At 68.4% G+C, this 13574-nt stretch carries 16 protein-coding genes and 1 pseudogene; 11 read left to right on the top strand and 6 right to left on the bottom strand.

The annotated features are described in order from the left end of the window. Positions 1 to 38: 38 nt before the first annotated feature. Positions 39 to 644, bottom strand: coding sequence for a DedA family protein (locus LQ564_RS22580; protein ID WP_231060366.1), 606 nt, complete (start codon positions 642 to 644; stop codon positions 39 to 41). Between the two features lie 142 nt (positions 645 to 786). Here LQ564_RS22580 and LQ564_RS22575 point away from each other — a divergent pair, with 142 nt between their 5' ends. Next, the gene (locus LQ564_RS22575; protein ID WP_231060365.1) at positions 787 to 1737 is read left to right on the top strand and encodes a LysR substrate-binding domain-containing protein; all 951 of its coding nucleotides are present in this window, start codon (positions 787 to 789) and stop codon (positions 1735 to 1737) included. On the opposite strand, the gene LQ564_RS22570 is transcribed toward LQ564_RS22575, so the two are convergent. The 3 genes from LQ564_RS22570 to LQ564_RS22560 form a co-directional block, all read right to left on the bottom strand. Then, on the bottom strand, positions 1716 to 2666 hold the full coding sequence (locus tag LQ564_RS22570) for a class I SAM-dependent methyltransferase (RefSeq protein WP_231060364.1): 951 nt from the start codon (positions 2664 to 2666) through the stop codon (positions 1716 to 1718). The two genes, LQ564_RS22575 and LQ564_RS22570, sit on opposite strands and share 22 nt — an antisense overlap. A gap of 112 nt (positions 2667 to 2778) precedes the next feature. Beyond that, on the bottom strand, positions 2779 to 3162 hold the full coding sequence (locus LQ564_RS22565) for an OsmC family protein (protein WP_231060363.1): 384 nt from the start codon (positions 3160 to 3162) through the stop codon (positions 2779 to 2781). Between the two features lie 49 nt (positions 3163 to 3211). After that, positions 3212 to 3913 carry a pirin family protein gene (locus LQ564_RS22560; protein WP_231060362.1) on the bottom strand — a complete coding sequence of 234 codons (702 nt, stop codon included), beginning with the start codon at positions 3911 to 3913 and terminating at the stop codon, positions 3212 to 3214. Positions 3914 to 4125: 212 nt separating this feature from the next. Here LQ564_RS22560 and LQ564_RS22555 point away from each other — a divergent pair, with 212 nt between their 5' ends. From LQ564_RS22555 to LQ564_RS22545, 3 genes are all read left to right on the top strand, one after another. After that, a complete protein-coding gene (locus LQ564_RS22555) occupies positions 4126 to 4686 on the top strand; it encodes an ankyrin repeat domain-containing protein (RefSeq protein ID WP_231060361.1) in 561 nt (186 codons plus the stop codon). A gap of 98 nt (positions 4687 to 4784) precedes the next feature. Continuing rightward, positions 4785 to 6686, top strand: a complete 1902-nt coding sequence (locus tag LQ564_RS22550) for a putative bifunctional diguanylate cyclase/phosphodiesterase (protein WP_231060360.1) — start codon at positions 4785 to 4787, stop codon at positions 6684 to 6686. A gap of 32 nt (positions 6687 to 6718) precedes the next feature. Continuing rightward, positions 6719 to 7147 (top strand): hypothetical protein, encoded by a 429-nt coding sequence (locus tag LQ564_RS22545; RefSeq protein WP_231060359.1) that lies wholly within the window; start codon positions 6719 to 6721, stop codon positions 7145 to 7147. A gap of 91 nt (positions 7148 to 7238) precedes the next feature. On the opposite strand, the gene LQ564_RS22540 is transcribed toward LQ564_RS22545, so the two are convergent. Beyond that, on the bottom strand, positions 7239 to 7778 hold the full coding sequence (locus LQ564_RS22540) for a GNAT family N-acetyltransferase (RefSeq protein WP_231060358.1): 540 nt from the start codon (positions 7776 to 7778) through the stop codon (positions 7239 to 7241). Positions 7779 to 7920: 142 nt separating this feature from the next. Here LQ564_RS22540 and LQ564_RS22535 point away from each other — a divergent pair, with 142 nt between their 5' ends. The 7 genes from LQ564_RS22535 (at position 7921) to LQ564_RS22510 (ending at position 12988) form a co-directional block, all read left to right on the top strand. Further along, a complete protein-coding gene (locus tag LQ564_RS22535) occupies positions 7921 to 9147 on the top strand; it encodes a sensor histidine kinase (RefSeq protein ID WP_231060357.1) in 1227 nt (408 codons plus the stop codon). Then, positions 9144 to 9890 (top strand): LytR/AlgR family response regulator transcription factor, encoded by a 747-nt coding sequence (locus LQ564_RS22530; protein WP_231060356.1) that lies wholly within the window; start codon positions 9144 to 9146, stop codon positions 9888 to 9890. Before LQ564_RS22535 ends, LQ564_RS22530 begins: the two co-directional genes overlap by 4 nt. A 5-nt stretch (positions 9891 to 9895) precedes the next feature. After that, positions 9896 to 10024 (top strand): hypothetical protein, encoded by a 129-nt coding sequence (locus tag LQ564_RS25875; protein ID WP_269143650.1) that lies wholly within the window; start codon positions 9896 to 9898, stop codon positions 10022 to 10024. Between the two features lie 188 nt (positions 10025 to 10212). Then, positions 10213 to 11106, top strand: a complete 894-nt coding sequence (gene purU / locus LQ564_RS22525; protein WP_231060355.1) for a formyltetrahydrofolate deformylase — start codon at positions 10213 to 10215, stop codon at positions 11104 to 11106. A gap of 127 nt (positions 11107 to 11233) precedes the next feature. Beyond that, positions 11234 to 11629, top strand: coding sequence for a hypothetical protein (locus tag LQ564_RS22520; RefSeq protein WP_231060354.1), 396 nt, complete (start codon positions 11234 to 11236; stop codon positions 11627 to 11629). Beyond that, positions 11629 to 12417, top strand: a complete 789-nt coding sequence (locus LQ564_RS22515) for a DUF2145 domain-containing protein (RefSeq protein ID WP_231060353.1) — start codon at positions 11629 to 11631, stop codon at positions 12415 to 12417. Before LQ564_RS22520 ends, LQ564_RS22515 begins: the two co-directional genes overlap by 1 nt. A gap of 4 nt (positions 12418 to 12421) precedes the next feature. After that, a complete protein-coding gene (locus tag LQ564_RS22510) occupies positions 12422 to 12988 on the top strand; it encodes a hypothetical protein (RefSeq protein WP_231060418.1) in 567 nt (188 codons plus the stop codon). Between the two features lie 69 nt (positions 12989 to 13057). Here LQ564_RS22510 and LQ564_RS22505 read toward each other — a convergent pair. Further along, positions 13058 to 13567, bottom strand: a pseudogene (locus LQ564_RS22505) (DUF1294 domain-containing protein); the annotation flags it as partial. Positions 13568 to 13574 lie beyond the last annotated feature (7 nt).

The raw sequence follows: 13574 nt of genomic DNA, 5'->3' as shown, positions 1-13574 counted from the left end.
GCCTGCGGCATGCCTGCCACAGGCCCCCCTTCACACCATCACTGCGCCTTGGCCGGGCGGTGCGTGATCACGCGGTAGATGTACCAGGCCAGCAGGATGCCGAAGATGCCTTTCGAGACCGGATCGACATACTTGCCTACCTGCTCGTAATTACTTTCCAGCACGAAGCCGGCGCCCGTCAGGATGCCGGTCCAGGCCAGCGAACCGATCGTGCTGTACAGCAGGAACTGGCCCAGCGACATGCAGGCCAGGCCGGCCGGCACCGAGATCAGGGTGCGGATCGCCGGAATCAGGCGGCCGAACAGCACCACCGAGCGGCCGTGGCGGTCGAAGGCGCCGATCGCATTGTCGATGTCCTCAGCGGTGACCGTCATCCAGCGCGCATGGCGGTCCGCGAATTTCTTGAGGCGTTCCTTGCCGTAGATGCGCGCGCCGTAATACCAGGGCAAGGCCCCCGCGATCGAGCCGGCGGTGCCGGCGATCAGAACCCCGGCCAAATTCAGGTCGCCGCGCGCGACAACGAAGCCGGCGAAGGGCATGATGAGTTCGGAGGGGATCGGCGGGAAGATGTTCTCCAGCGCCATCAGGGCGAACACGCCCAGGTAGCCGCTGGATTCGAGAAAGTCGGTGATGAACTTGAACATGGCATGGTGCTCGCAATCGGGAATATGACAGGACGATAGCATCTTGTCATTGTCGGCCGCGCCCGCCTGACGGCCGGCCGGCCGGGGATGGCGGCGGCCGGGAGTTTTCGCTACCATGCGGGATTGTCATGGAGGAAAGCAATTGCTGAAACTGAGCCTGGATGCACTCGAGATCGTCGACACCATCGCCCGCAAGGGGTCCTTCGCCGGCGCCGCCAAGGAATTGTTTCGCGTGCCCTCCACGATCTCCTACACCGTGTCCAAGCTAGAGGACGACCTCGGCGTGCGCCTGTTCGACCGCTTCGGCCCGCGGGTGGCGCTGACCGAGGCCGGCAAGGAGCTGCTGCGCGAAGGCCGCTACCTGTTGAAAGCCGCCGGCGACCTGGAATCGCGCGTGCGCCGGGTCGCCTCCGGCTGGGAGACCGAGATCGCGATCGGCATGGATTCGATGCTGTCACCCGCCGGGCTGCAGGACGACATCGCCGCCTTTTACGCGGTAGCCGACCAGACCCGCCTGCGCCTGGTGCGCGAAGTGCTGTCCGGCACCTGGGACGCCCTGCTCGACCGCCGCGTCGACCTTCTGGTGGGCGCGGCCGGCGAAGGCCCCTCGGGCGGCGGCTATACCGCCGAGCCGATCGGCAGCAGCCGTTTCGTGTTCGCGGTGGCGCCCGCGCATCCGCTGGCCGGCATCGACCGCGCCCTCGACAAGGCCGACCTGCTGCCCTACCGCGCGGTGGCGGTGTCGGATTCGGCGCGCCAGCTCGGCCCGCGCACCGTCGGCCTGCTGTTCGGCCAGGACATGCTGGCGGTGCCGGACATGGAGACCAAGTACACCTTCCAGCTGCGCGGCATCGGCTTCGGCTTCCTGCCCGAAGCCTGGGCGCGCCCGGCGATCGAGGCCGGCCTGCTGGTCGAAAAGGAGGTGGTCGAGCCCAAGCCCGACGAAACCTTCTACCTCGCCTGGCGCAGCGGCGAAGAAGGCGCGGCGCTGGCCTGGTGGCTGCGGCGCGTGCGCGAAACGGCGCCGTTCGGGCGCATGATGGCGCGCCACTGCCACGAAGCCGAACGGGGTCAAGCGGGCCGCGTGAAGTAGACGAAGGTGCTTTTTGGGTAGAGGTGGCGGTAGATCGGCCGCGCCAGGGTCTTCAGGCAAGACCTGGGCGCCAGCCAGCCCGAGCTGGCGTTGTACAGCTTGCGCAGCGACGGCCGGACCGGCGCCAGCCCCGCTTCGCGGCCCAGCGCGGCCAGGGATTCATACGTAAAGGCGTTGATATGCTCGAACGGGGCGATTGGCATGATGTCGCTGTGGCTCAGGCGGGCGAAATCGCCGCCGGCGGCCAGCTTGCGGATCGCCTTGCCGGCATCCGGCACGCTGATCTTCAGCAGGCCGCCGGGGCGCAGCGCGCGGCCCAGCCGATTCAGCATCGCGCCCGGCTCCAGCAGGTGCTCGAAGACCTGTTCGGTATTGATGAAGTGGAACTCGCCGTCCGGCAGCCGGGCGGCGTCGCCGACGGGGATGCCGACCGAACGCGCATAGTCGATGCGCACCCGGGACAGCTCGGCGCCGCACACGTCCACGCCGTAGGCGCCGGCCATCTTCGCCCATTCGGCCCAGCCGAAGCCGAAGTCGAGCGCGCGGATGCTGTCGGGGCGCTGGCCGAAATGCTCGAGCATGAATTCGACCTGGCCGGCCAGGTAGCGGTAGTCCTCGAGGCCCCAGCGCGCCGCCACGGCGGCGCGTTCGGTCGCGGGCAGCCAGCGGTCGTAGATCTCTTCCAGCAGCGGCTCGGTCGGCACCTCGCGCTGGTAGGCCAGCGCGCAGTGCTCGCACTGGGCCAGCTCGTAGGCGTTGCCGGCGAAGTCGCGCTCGACCCGGCCCTCGTAGTGCTCGCGCATGTAGCGCCGGATGCCGGGGCTGTCGAAGGCTTCCCGGTGCAGGGTGCGCGCCGCGCCGTGGCCGCAGCCCGGACAGCGCTCGCGCCTGGCCAGCAGCGGCGGCGAAAAAAAGGACGATTCAAGCATGGCGGCCTCCGAGGCGTGCGCTACCTTGAGTTCATCTTCGTGCGCTACCGATGGTATGCCACATGCCCACCTCGCGCTCATCCGGACGGCAACCGTGCGCGGCCCCCGCGCTCTAGAACGCCTCGGTCTCGATCCGGATCGTGCCGGACAGCGTCTTGTGCACCGGGCACTTGTTGGCGATATCGGTCAGGCGCGCCCTGTCCTCCGCACTCAGGTCGCCGACGTATTCGATGTGGCGCTGGAACAGGTAGGCCCCATCCTGCTGGGCGTGGCCGATGCGCACGCGTACGTCTTCCAGCGGCATACCCTTGCGGCGCGCGTACATCGTCACCGTGAGCGCGGTGCAGGCGGCCAGGGCGGCGGCCAGCAGGTCGTGCGGTTCCGGGCCGCTGTCCTCGCCGCCGAAGGCTGCCGGAGCGTCGCTCAGCAGCTGGTGCCGGCCGATGCCCAGGACTTGCTGCAGGGGCCCGGTCCCCTTGTGTGCGGTCACTTCCATGTTCGTCTCCTTGTCAGGGGCGGCGCAGCGTGCGCGCCGCCGGGTCATCTTATTGTGGCAGGTCGAACACCAGGATCTCGGCCGCCTCGGCCTTCTCCAGCCGCACCGCGTCCTCAAGGCTGATCTTGAGCGCGTCGCCACCGCCCAGTTGCACCCCGTTCACGGTCGCGCTGCCGCGGATCATGTGGACGTAGGCCAGGCGGCCCGCTTCGAGCGGATGCGACAGCACGTCATCGCCGTTCATGATGGTCGCGTAGATCGACGCATCCTGGCGCATCGAGACCGAGCCTTCGCGGCCGTCGTGCGAGGCGATCAGGCGCAGGCGGCCCTGTTTCGAGGCGGCGTCGAAGTGCTTTTCCTCGTAGCCGGGCGCTTCGTTCACGGTGTTCGGTTCGATCCAGATCTGCAGGAAGTGCACGCCTTCGTCCTTCGAGTGGTTGTACTCGCTGTGCACCACGCCGCTGCCCGCACTCATGCGCTGCACGTCGCCGTAGCGCAGGACCGAGCCGTTGCCCATGCTGTCCTTGTGCTCCAGCGCGCCCTCCAGCACGTAGGAGATGATTTCCATGTTGCGGTGGCCGTGGGAATCGAAACCGCGGCCCGGCGACACATGGTCTTCATTGATCACCCGCAGCGGACCGAAACCCATGTGCTTCGAATCCTGGTAGTGGCCGAACGAGAAGCTGTGCTTGGAATTGAGCCAGCCGAAGCTGGCGGCGCCGCGTTCATTCGCTTTACGTACGTTCAACATGGTGTTCTCCTTTTCTGTGATGGACCATCGAACCGGTCGATTGACTCCGGGGCTGCCTTGCCGCCCGTTGTTCGATGCGATGGAGACATTATGCGCGCCGCCGTCACGATCGAAAAACGGATAGTTTGGGGCCCTACGATCGAAATTTTCGATTGAGCTTTGCACAACCCACCGTGCGCCGCCCCTCCGCGACCGCATGTTCTAATCGGGGCATGACGAACACGATGGAGCAAATAGTGGAGCAGAACGTGGAGCAAGCCAGTCCCGCAGCCAACCAGCTCGACGACGCTACCCTGGCCTTCGTGCGCCGGGTCTTCCAGGCCGCGCGCAGCGGCGACACCCCCACCATGGCCGAACTGCTGGCCCAGGGCCTGCCGCCGAACCTGCGCAACGAGCGCGGCGACAGCCTCCTGATGCTGGCCTGCTACCACGGCCACGCCGACACCGCACGCATCCTGCTGGCGCACGGCGCCGACCCGGAACTCATGAACGACGCCGGCCAGACCCCGCTCGCGGGCGCCGCGTTCAAGGGCGACGCCGAGGTGGCGACCGTGCTGCTCGACGGCGGCGCCAATCCGGATACGGCCGGGCCGAACGGCAAGACGGCGCTGATGTTCGCCGCCATGTTCAACCGCGAGGACATCGCGCGCCTGCTGCTGTCGCGCGGCGCCGACCCGGCGCTGCGCGACGCGGACGGCGTGAGCCCCCTGGCGGCGGCGATGCGCATGGCCGCGGCCGACACCGCCGCCCTGCTGTCGAAGACGCCGGCCTGACTCGGCCGTACGTTTGCATCTGGCAAGATTGCAAATTTTCTGTGGCTCTGGCGTAATACACGCAAGGAGCGCAGCATGCTCCGTCATGGAAGGAAAGCATGGAACGAGCACGCATCCCGCCTGATGAAGCGCAGCGCCTCGCGGCGCTGCAAGCAACCGGACTCCTCGGCAGCGCGCCCGAAGAATCGTTCGACCGCATCACCCGCGTCGCGGCGCGCCTGCTGGACGTGCCGATCGCCCTGGTTTCGCTGATCGACCGCGAGCGCCAGTGGTTCAAGTCGCGCACCGGGCTCGACGCCTGCGAAACACCGCGCGACATCTCGCTCTGCGGCCACGCCATCCTCGACGACGTCCCTCTGGTGGTGCCGGATGCGACCCGGGACGTCCGCTTCCACGACAATCCGCTGGTCACCGGTTCGCCCCACCTGCGCTTCTACGCCGGCGTGCAGCTGCATTCGATCGACCACAAGAAGATCGGCACCTTGTGCGTGATCGACCGCCGTCCGCGCCAGCTGACAAACGCCGACCTGGACGCGCTGCGCGACCTGGCCGGCATCATCGAGCAGCTGGTGTATTCGCGCCAGCTCGCCACCGCGGCGCGCTCCCTCGGCGACGAACTGCGCGCCGAGCGCGCCAGGCACGGCATGGACGCACCGATGCCCGGCCGCCCGCCCGGCGACCTCGAATGGCTGGTCGCGCACGACGTCCTCACCGGCCTGCCGAACCGCCAGGAGATGGTGCGTGCGATCGGAGAGAGCATCGTGCACAGCCGCGAGCATGGCCGTCCGGCCCTGGTGGCCTGCCTGAACATCGACCGCTTCAAGCGCTTCAACGAGCTGCTGGGCCACCGCGTGGCGGACCAGATCCTGGTGAACATCGCCCGCAGCGTGCAGTCGCTGCTGCGCGAAGGCGACCTGCTGGCGCGCTCGGGCAGCGACGAATTCCTGATCCTCCTGCATGCGCGCGGCGACCATCCGGAGCCGGAAAAGGCGCTCGAGCGCATCATGACCGTGGCCAACCGCGCGATCCCCGCGCCGGGCGGCGAGATCGCCCTCACCTTCAGCATCGGCACCGCCCTGATGCCGATGGATGGCGACGACGCCGACGCCCTGCTCAACAACGCCGTCACCGCGATGCGCCACGCCAAGGCCCAGGGCCGCGGCGAGATCCAGCCCTATTCCGCCTCGCTGCGCACCGAGTCCGGGCGCCGCCTGACCCTGGAAAGCCATCTGCGGCGCGCGCTCGCCCAGGACGAGCTGTTCCTCGACTACCAGCCGAAGGTCGACCTGAGGAGCGGCCACCTGGCCGGCTTCGAAGCGCTGGTGCGCTGGCGCCACCCGGAATTCGGCGTGATCCGCCCCGACGAATTCATCCCGATCGCCGAGGAGACCGGCCTGATCGTGCCGATCAGCGACTGGGTGCTGCGCACCGCCGTGGCGCAGCTGGGGGCGTGGCGCGCGCAGGGACTGGCCGTGGTTCCGGTGGCGGTCAACCTATCGGCGCGCCAGTTCCTGCAGTCCGACGTGGTCGCCTCGGTCGCCGCCCTGCTGGAGGCGTCCGGCGTGCCGTCCGATCTGCTCGAACTGGAGCTGACCGAAAGCGTGTCGATGGCCGATCCGGAGCGCAGCGTGGTCGTGATGCGCGGCCTCGGCGAACTGGGCGTGACGCTCAGCATCGACGACTTCGGCACCGGCTATTCGAGCTTCGCCTACCTCAAGCGCCTGCCGCTGGACAAGCTCAAGATCGACAAGTCCTTCGTGCAGGACATGGGCCACAGCACCGAATCGCTCGCCATCGTGCAGGCGATCGTGGCGATGGCGCACCGCCTGCAGCTGTCCGTCATCGCCGAGGGCGGCGAAACCGCCGACCAGGTCGCGGCGCTGCGCAAGGCCGAGTGCGACCAGCTGCAGGGCTACTATTATTCGAAGCCGCTGCCGGCGGCCGAATGCGCCGATTTCATCCGCGCCAACGCGGCGGCGGCGCCGGTCGGGGCCCTATAATCGTTCTTCCTTCACTACATGGAAAGAGGACGATGAACGCCTTGCCTTTGCTCGCGGGTTTGCTGCTGGCCGGCGCCGCCCATGCCGACGACGCCATCCTGAAATGCCGCACCCTGGCTGACGCTGGCGCCCGGTTGGCCTGCTATGACGCGATCGAGGTGAAGGCCGGGGCGGCGCCCGACCGGCAGGCGAGCTTTGGCCTGCGTCCGACGCCGCAGCCGAAGGCCGAGGAAGCGCCGCGTTCCGTGAGCAGCACCATCGCCGGCAGCTTCGACGGCTGGCGTCCCGGCAGCCGGATCCGCCTGGCGAACGGCCAGGTCTGGCGCGTGCTCGACGGCGCCGAAGTGGTGCTGGCGCCGATGACGAACCCGAAGGCGACCGTCGAACGCGGCGTGCTGGGCGCCCTGTTCCTGAAAGTCGAGGGCACCAATCACAGCGCGCGCGTCAGTCGGGTCGAGTAGAGGGTGTGAAAAAACGGCTATGGCAAGGCGCCGAGTCGAAGACAGTACACTCGTACGGCGAGACGAGGCAACGCAGCCATGGACGAATTTTTCACACCCTCGTAGCGAGGGTGCGCGTCATGTAGCGCGCCGTTCCCGGATAGGTGGCCAGGGCGGCGCGCGCCTGCGGGCAGTCCAGCGCCACTTCGCAGTAGCCGAGCGCGGTCCAGAAGGCGGCCGTGTCCTGCACCGACACCAGGCTGGAGGCCGCGATGCCCTGTCCGTGATTCTGCGACAGCAGCTTGCTTACCAGCGCACGCGCCAGGCCGCGGCCATGCGCGCGCGGCGCGATCGCCAGGTCGTGCAGGTACAGCGTGTCGGGTTCGCGCGCCGGGTCGAAGGCGGCGCCCAGCGGCGTCACCATGCCCAGCAGGCTCGGATAGGCGAACAGGTAGCCGCACACGCCGGCGCCGTCGACCGCCACCAGGCAGCTGCCGGGAGCGGTGTCCAGCCGCGCCAGCACAATATCGGCCGGCTCCTGCATCGATGGCGGGTAGCAGGCCGCCTGCACGGCCAACATGGCTTCCAGGTCGTCCGCGCCCATGGCGCGCAGGTGGGTCAGGTATTCGTGCCGCATGAATCGGAAGCGCAAAGTCCACCATCCTAGCATGCGGCGGCGGGGCTGCCGTCGTTCGTCGCGCGCCCTTCGTCGTTCGTCGCCTCCCGGTTCCCGCCTCCGTTCAGCTTCCCTACACTGTCACCATTGCCTTATATTGATGGGCTGGAGGGACGGTATGTTGCGCAGGCTGATTGACTGGTACGACGAGGTGGAGCGCGAGCAGATTGCCGTGCTGGAGGATCCGGCGCTGGCGGCGCAGGTCAGGCCGGGGCTGCGCCGCTATTTCGTGTGCAAGCTGGCGAAGATGACGCCACTGGAGCGCAAGGAGCTGCGCGATTTCTGCGTCACCTACCAGGGCCGCCGGCTGTGGATGGCGATCGGCAAGCTGGCGCTGGGCTTCTCCCTCGTGGGCGTGGTATTGCACCTGTCGTTTGATAAATTCAGCTGGCTCGGCGCCATCCTGACCGCCAACGTCATCGGCTTCACCCTGCTCAGCGGCGGCCTTGCGGCCTGGTTCGACGCGCGCTATGTCACCGCCACCAAGCGCAAGCTCGCCCTCTACTCATTCGCCGGGATCGTCGCCGGCGGCCTGGGCGCCGCCCTGGCCAGTATGCTGGTCCAGTCGACGCCGCTGGCCGACGTGATCCAGCGCCTGCCGCGCATGTTCGGCTCGGCGGCGGCCGGCTGCGCGATGGGCCTGGCGCCGGTGCTGATCGTCGGGCGCTACCGCCGCCGCAAGCTCGAAGCCCTGACCGAGCAGCTGCAGCGCGACGCCGAGGCCGAGCGCCTGGCGCGCGAACTGAGCGAATCGAAGCTGCGCATGCTGCGCGCCCAGATCGAGCCGCATTTCCTGTTCAATACCCTGGGCGCGGTGCAGCAGCTGGCCACGGACGGCGCGCCGCGCGCGGCGGCGCTGACGGCCGACCTGATCGCCTTCCTGCGCGCCAGCTTCAGCGACATGCGGCGCGAGCAGGTCACGCTCGCCAACGAATTCGCCACCATCGCCGCCTACCTGCGCGTGATGCAGGCGCGCATGGGCAAGCGCCTCGACTTCTCGCTCGACCTGCCCGACGACCTGGCGGAGCTGCAGGTGCCCAGCATGCTGGTGCTGACCCTGGTCGAGAACGCGATCAAGCACGGCATCGAGCCTTCGCTGCGCGGCGGCGCGATCCTGGTCGGCGCCCTGGTCGAAGACGGCAAGCCCGTGATCCGGGTGCGCGACACCGGCGTCGGCATGAGCGACACGCACGGCGACGGCGCGGGCCTCGACAATGTGCGGCGGCGCCTGGCGCTGGCGTATGGCGAGGTCGCGCGGCTCGCTCTCCACGATGCCGACCCGGGCGTGGCTGCGGAAGTCGTGCTGCCACCTGGCGGCAACGGTTCGCTGCAGGAGGCCGCATGACCACCGTCCTGATCGCGGAAGACGAACCGCTGATGCGCGAGCGCCTGGTCGCCATGTTGGCGGCCCTGTGGCCGGAAGCGCGCATCGTGCTGGAAGCCGAGAACGGCAACGATGCCTGGGACGGCTACCTGGAGCACGAACCGGAAGTGGTGTTCCTCGACATCCGCATGCCTGGCCTGTCCGGCCTGGAAGTGGCCGAGCGCATCGGCGACGGCGCCCACGTGGTGTTCGTCACCGCTTACGACCAGTACGCGGTCGAAGCGTTCGATGCCGGTGCGGTCGACTACCTGCTGAAACCCGTGCAGGCCGACCGCCTGGAGCGCGCGGTGGCGCGCTTGCGCGCCAAGGTCAGCCAGCCGCCGGCGGACCTGGGCGACCTGCTGCGCCACCTGAAGACCACGCTGCCCGGCGCGCGCAGCGAAAAACTGAAATGGCTGAAGGCGACGGTGGGACGCCAGATCCGCCTGATCGACGTCGACGAGGTACTGTTCTTCCAGTCCGACACCAAGTACACCCGGGTGGTGCTGCCGGACTCCGAGGCGCTGGTGCGCACGCCGCTGAAGGACCTGCTGGGCGGGCTCGATCGCGACCGCTTCTGGCAAATCCACCGCGGCCCCCTGGTCAACGTCGGCGCGATCGCCGCGGTCGAGCGTATCGACGCCGAACGCATGCAGGTGCTGCTGCGCGGCTGCGCCGAAAAGCTGGCGGTCAGCCGCACCTTCACCCACCTGTTCCGGGATTGAGCAGCATGCCGCCTCCAAACAACGTCAAACCCGCCGCCAGGCGCGAGTTGCGCCCGCTGGTCGCCGCCTTCATCGGCACGCTGACCGGTGCGGCCATCTCGACCGCCGTCATCCTGCTGGCCCAGCTGGGCTGAATCCACCCAGCGCACCTATCGTGCGCGCCTTGACGGCGTCGGCGGCATCGGCCATGATAATTGAATGACAACGTCTGCTTTGTCCACAAGGCTTGCGCGGCGGCGCCGGCGGCATCCGGCCATCCGCCGTGCCTGCCCCGGCGCCACGCGCGATCACGCAGGCGGCCCACCTATCACAGGAAGACCGCATGACCCCGATTGAATCCGCCAGGCCTCCGCACGCCCCCGAATACATCCTCAACGCCACCTGCCGCGCCGGCATCGGCATCGTCGCCGCCGTCGCCACCTTCCTGGCCGAGCGCGACTGCTACATCTGCGCGCTGGAACAGTTCGACGACGACTCGACCGAGCGCTTCTTCATGCGCGCCGTGTTCCGGCGCCAGGCGAACTCGCCGTCGATCGAGGACATCCGCGAGGAATTCGGCAACGGCGTCGCCACCCGCCTCGACATGCAGTGGAAGCTGCACGACGCGGCCGAGCCGGTCAAGACCGTGCTGATGGTGTCCAAGGACGACCACTGTCTCGATGACCTGCTGTACCGCCGCCGCAACGGCGAACTGAATATGCAGATCACGGCGGTGGTCTCGAACCACCTCGACCTGCGCCCGATGGTCGAGCGCGAAGGCATCCGCTTCATCTTCCTGCCGGTGACGAAAGAGAACAAGGCCCTGCAGGAAGCGCGGCTGCTGGAAGTGGTCGAGGAGACCCGCGCCGAACTCGTGATCCTGGCGCGCTACATGCAGATCCTGTCGGACGAGCTGGCGCGCCGCCTGGCGGGCCGCTGCATCAACATCCACCACTCCTTCCTGCCCGGCTTCAAGGGCGCCAAGCCCTACCACCAGGCCTTCGAGCGCGGCGTCAAGCTGATCGGCGCCACCGCCCACTACGTGACACCGGACCTCGACGAAGGCCCGATCATCGAGCAGATGGTCACGCGCGTGGACCACAACTTCAAGCCCGAGCAGCTGGTGCGCGTGGGCCGCGACAACGAGTGCATGGCGCTGGCGGCGGCCGTCAAGTTCCACATCGAGCGGCGCGTATTCGTCCACGGGAACAAGACCATCGTGTTCCGCGGCAGCTGATATTGCAGCTTGGCGGGTATCGCCAAGCGATACCCGCCGCGCAAGGGTGCGATACCTCGCCGCCATTGCTTGCTTCCTTTCCCGTGCATGACGATCATGCCCTCACGTTCAACACGGAGGACATCATATGAAACGCACCCTGCTCGCCACCCTGCTCCTATTCGCCTGCGCATCAAGCCAGGCCGCGGGCCAGTCGAACCCCTCGCAGGCCAGCGCCAACCTGTCCGGCGTCGTCGTGGTCGGCTCGATCCTGAGCGTGGCCGGGGCCGGCAGCGTGGTGGTCGCCAGCGTCCGCACCGTCGGCGAAGGGCTGGAAGTGGTGGTGGAAAGCGTCGTCGACGGCAGCCGCGCCACGCTGCGCCTCTCTGGCAAGGCGCTGGGCGGCCTGTCGCTGGCGGCCGGCACGGCGGTGGAGGTCGTGACCGCCTCCACCGGCTACGTGCTGGTGGCCTCGGGCAAGGCGATCGCCTTCCTGCCGAACGAAGCGGGCAAGGCCCTGCTGCATTCGTCGCGGGCGATCTGATGCGCCGCGCGCTCGTCCCTGTCCTGGCGGCGTTGACGCTGGCGGCGCCGCTGGCCGCCACGGCCGGCCAGGCCTGCGAGAACAAGTCGCTGGCGCCGCACGAGATCGTGCTGCAGATGGACCTGGCCCAGCGCACCGTCGCCGCGCTCGACGCCAGCGGCGCCCGGGTCGCCCTGGTCGCGCGCGCCGGCCAGGACCTCAGCAGATACCGGCTGCGCTATTCGCACATGGGGATCGCGGTGCGCGACCATCCGGCCGGCCGCTGGACCGTCGTGCACGAGCTGAACGAGTGCGGCACCGCATCGTCCAACCTGTACAACGAAGGCATGGGCAACTTCTTCCTGACCGACCTGTACCGGACGGAGGCGCAGCTGGTGATCCCGGGTCCGGAGGCCCAGGACAAGCTGGCGAAGCTTGCCGCGACCCGCACGCCGCTCCGCATGCACGAGCCTCACTACAATATGCTGGCCTACGTGTATTCGACGCAGTACCAGAATTCGAACCAGTGGGTGCTCGAGACCCTCGCCGCCGCGCTGGCGCCGAGCGGCCAGGTCGAGACGCGGGCCGAGGCCCAGGCCTGGATGCGCTCGAAAGGCTTCCAGCCGCCGACCATCGAGGTGCCGGCCGCGGTGCGCCTGGGCGCGCGTATGTTCCGCACCAACGTCGCTTTCGATGACCATCCTTTTGACAGGCGCATGGCCGGGCAGATCGACACCGTCTCGACCGACGCGGTGCTGCGCCTGCTGCGCATGGTCGATCCGGGTGCGAAGACGCACACGGTCGAGTGAGGCCATGACCAGACTCTTTGCCGCCGCCATCCTCCTCGCCCTCGTGACCGGATGCGCCGGCCTGGCGCCGACGGTGCCGGGATCCGCCCCGCCGGACCCGCAGGCGGGCTACGTCGCCGGCCTGTTCAACCGCCAGGGCATGAGTTTCGCCATGGTGCTGCGCGCCGTCGACGGTGGCGGCAGCTATATCCTGCCGATGGGGGAAGACACGCGGTGGCCGGGCGACCTCGAACGCAGCAGCGTCGCCGTCGCGGTCAAGCCCGGGACGTATACCGTTGCCGAATGGTTCACCTATGGGACGGTCAACAAGGAAGTGATCTCACGCCGGCCCAATACCATCGCGGCGCTGCAGGCGCCGTTCGTGGTCAAGGCCGGCGCCGTGCTGCACCTGGGCGAAATCAGCGTGGCGTCGCTCCCCGTCCCGGGTCCGAACGGCTACACGGCCGGCATCGAACTGCGCGTCAGTCCCCGGGCCACACCGTGGCGGGAAGTGCGTGGCGCCTTCGAGCGCGCTTACCCGATGCTGGCGTCCCAGCCAGCGAGCTGCATCCTCTGCGGCGCCGGACCCTGACAGCAACCAGGCGAGCACGCCGCAGTTGACGGCGACGGTCACCCAGAACCCCACGCGGAAGGAGGTCTTGCTGGACTTGTGGCGCAGCACCTGCTGCGCCACAAGCGCGCCGGGCCAGCCGCCGAACAGTGCAAACAGGTGCAGGGTACTCTCCTGCGTGCGCCAGGCCCCCTTGCGCGCGGCCGACTTGTCGAGCGCATAGGCGAAGAAGGCGACGACGCTTGCGCCGCAATACAGTCCAAGGATCATCGGCGGCAGCATCCCACCGAGTACGCAGGCGGCGACGACGCCGAGGAAGCCGGCCGCCGCCAGCAGGGCCGCCGTCCGCCCCTTGGGCGTGGCCAGGCGCATGGCTTGTGCCCGCACGAAGGCGACCTGCTGCGCGCACGGCCCCCTGTCGTTGGCGCCCAGGTGGTAGGTGACGATGTCGTCGACATTCGGGCGCCGTCCCCTGCCGCCGAACGCGCTGATGTGCACGAACAGCGGCGGACCGCCGCCGTTCGGGCTGATGAAGCCGAACCCCTGCTCGTCTTTCCAGGAGCTGATTCTGCCTTGGTAGCGGGGTGCGGTCCGGCTCATCGTCGTG

The sequence above is a fragment of the Massilia phyllostachyos genome, from assembly GCF_021044825.1.
Lineage (GTDB): Bacteria > Pseudomonadota > Gammaproteobacteria > Burkholderiales > Burkholderiaceae_D > Telluria > Telluria phyllostachyos.
Note: the sequence above shows the minus strand (reverse complement) of the source record. Positions and strands in the feature narration are given on the sequence as shown.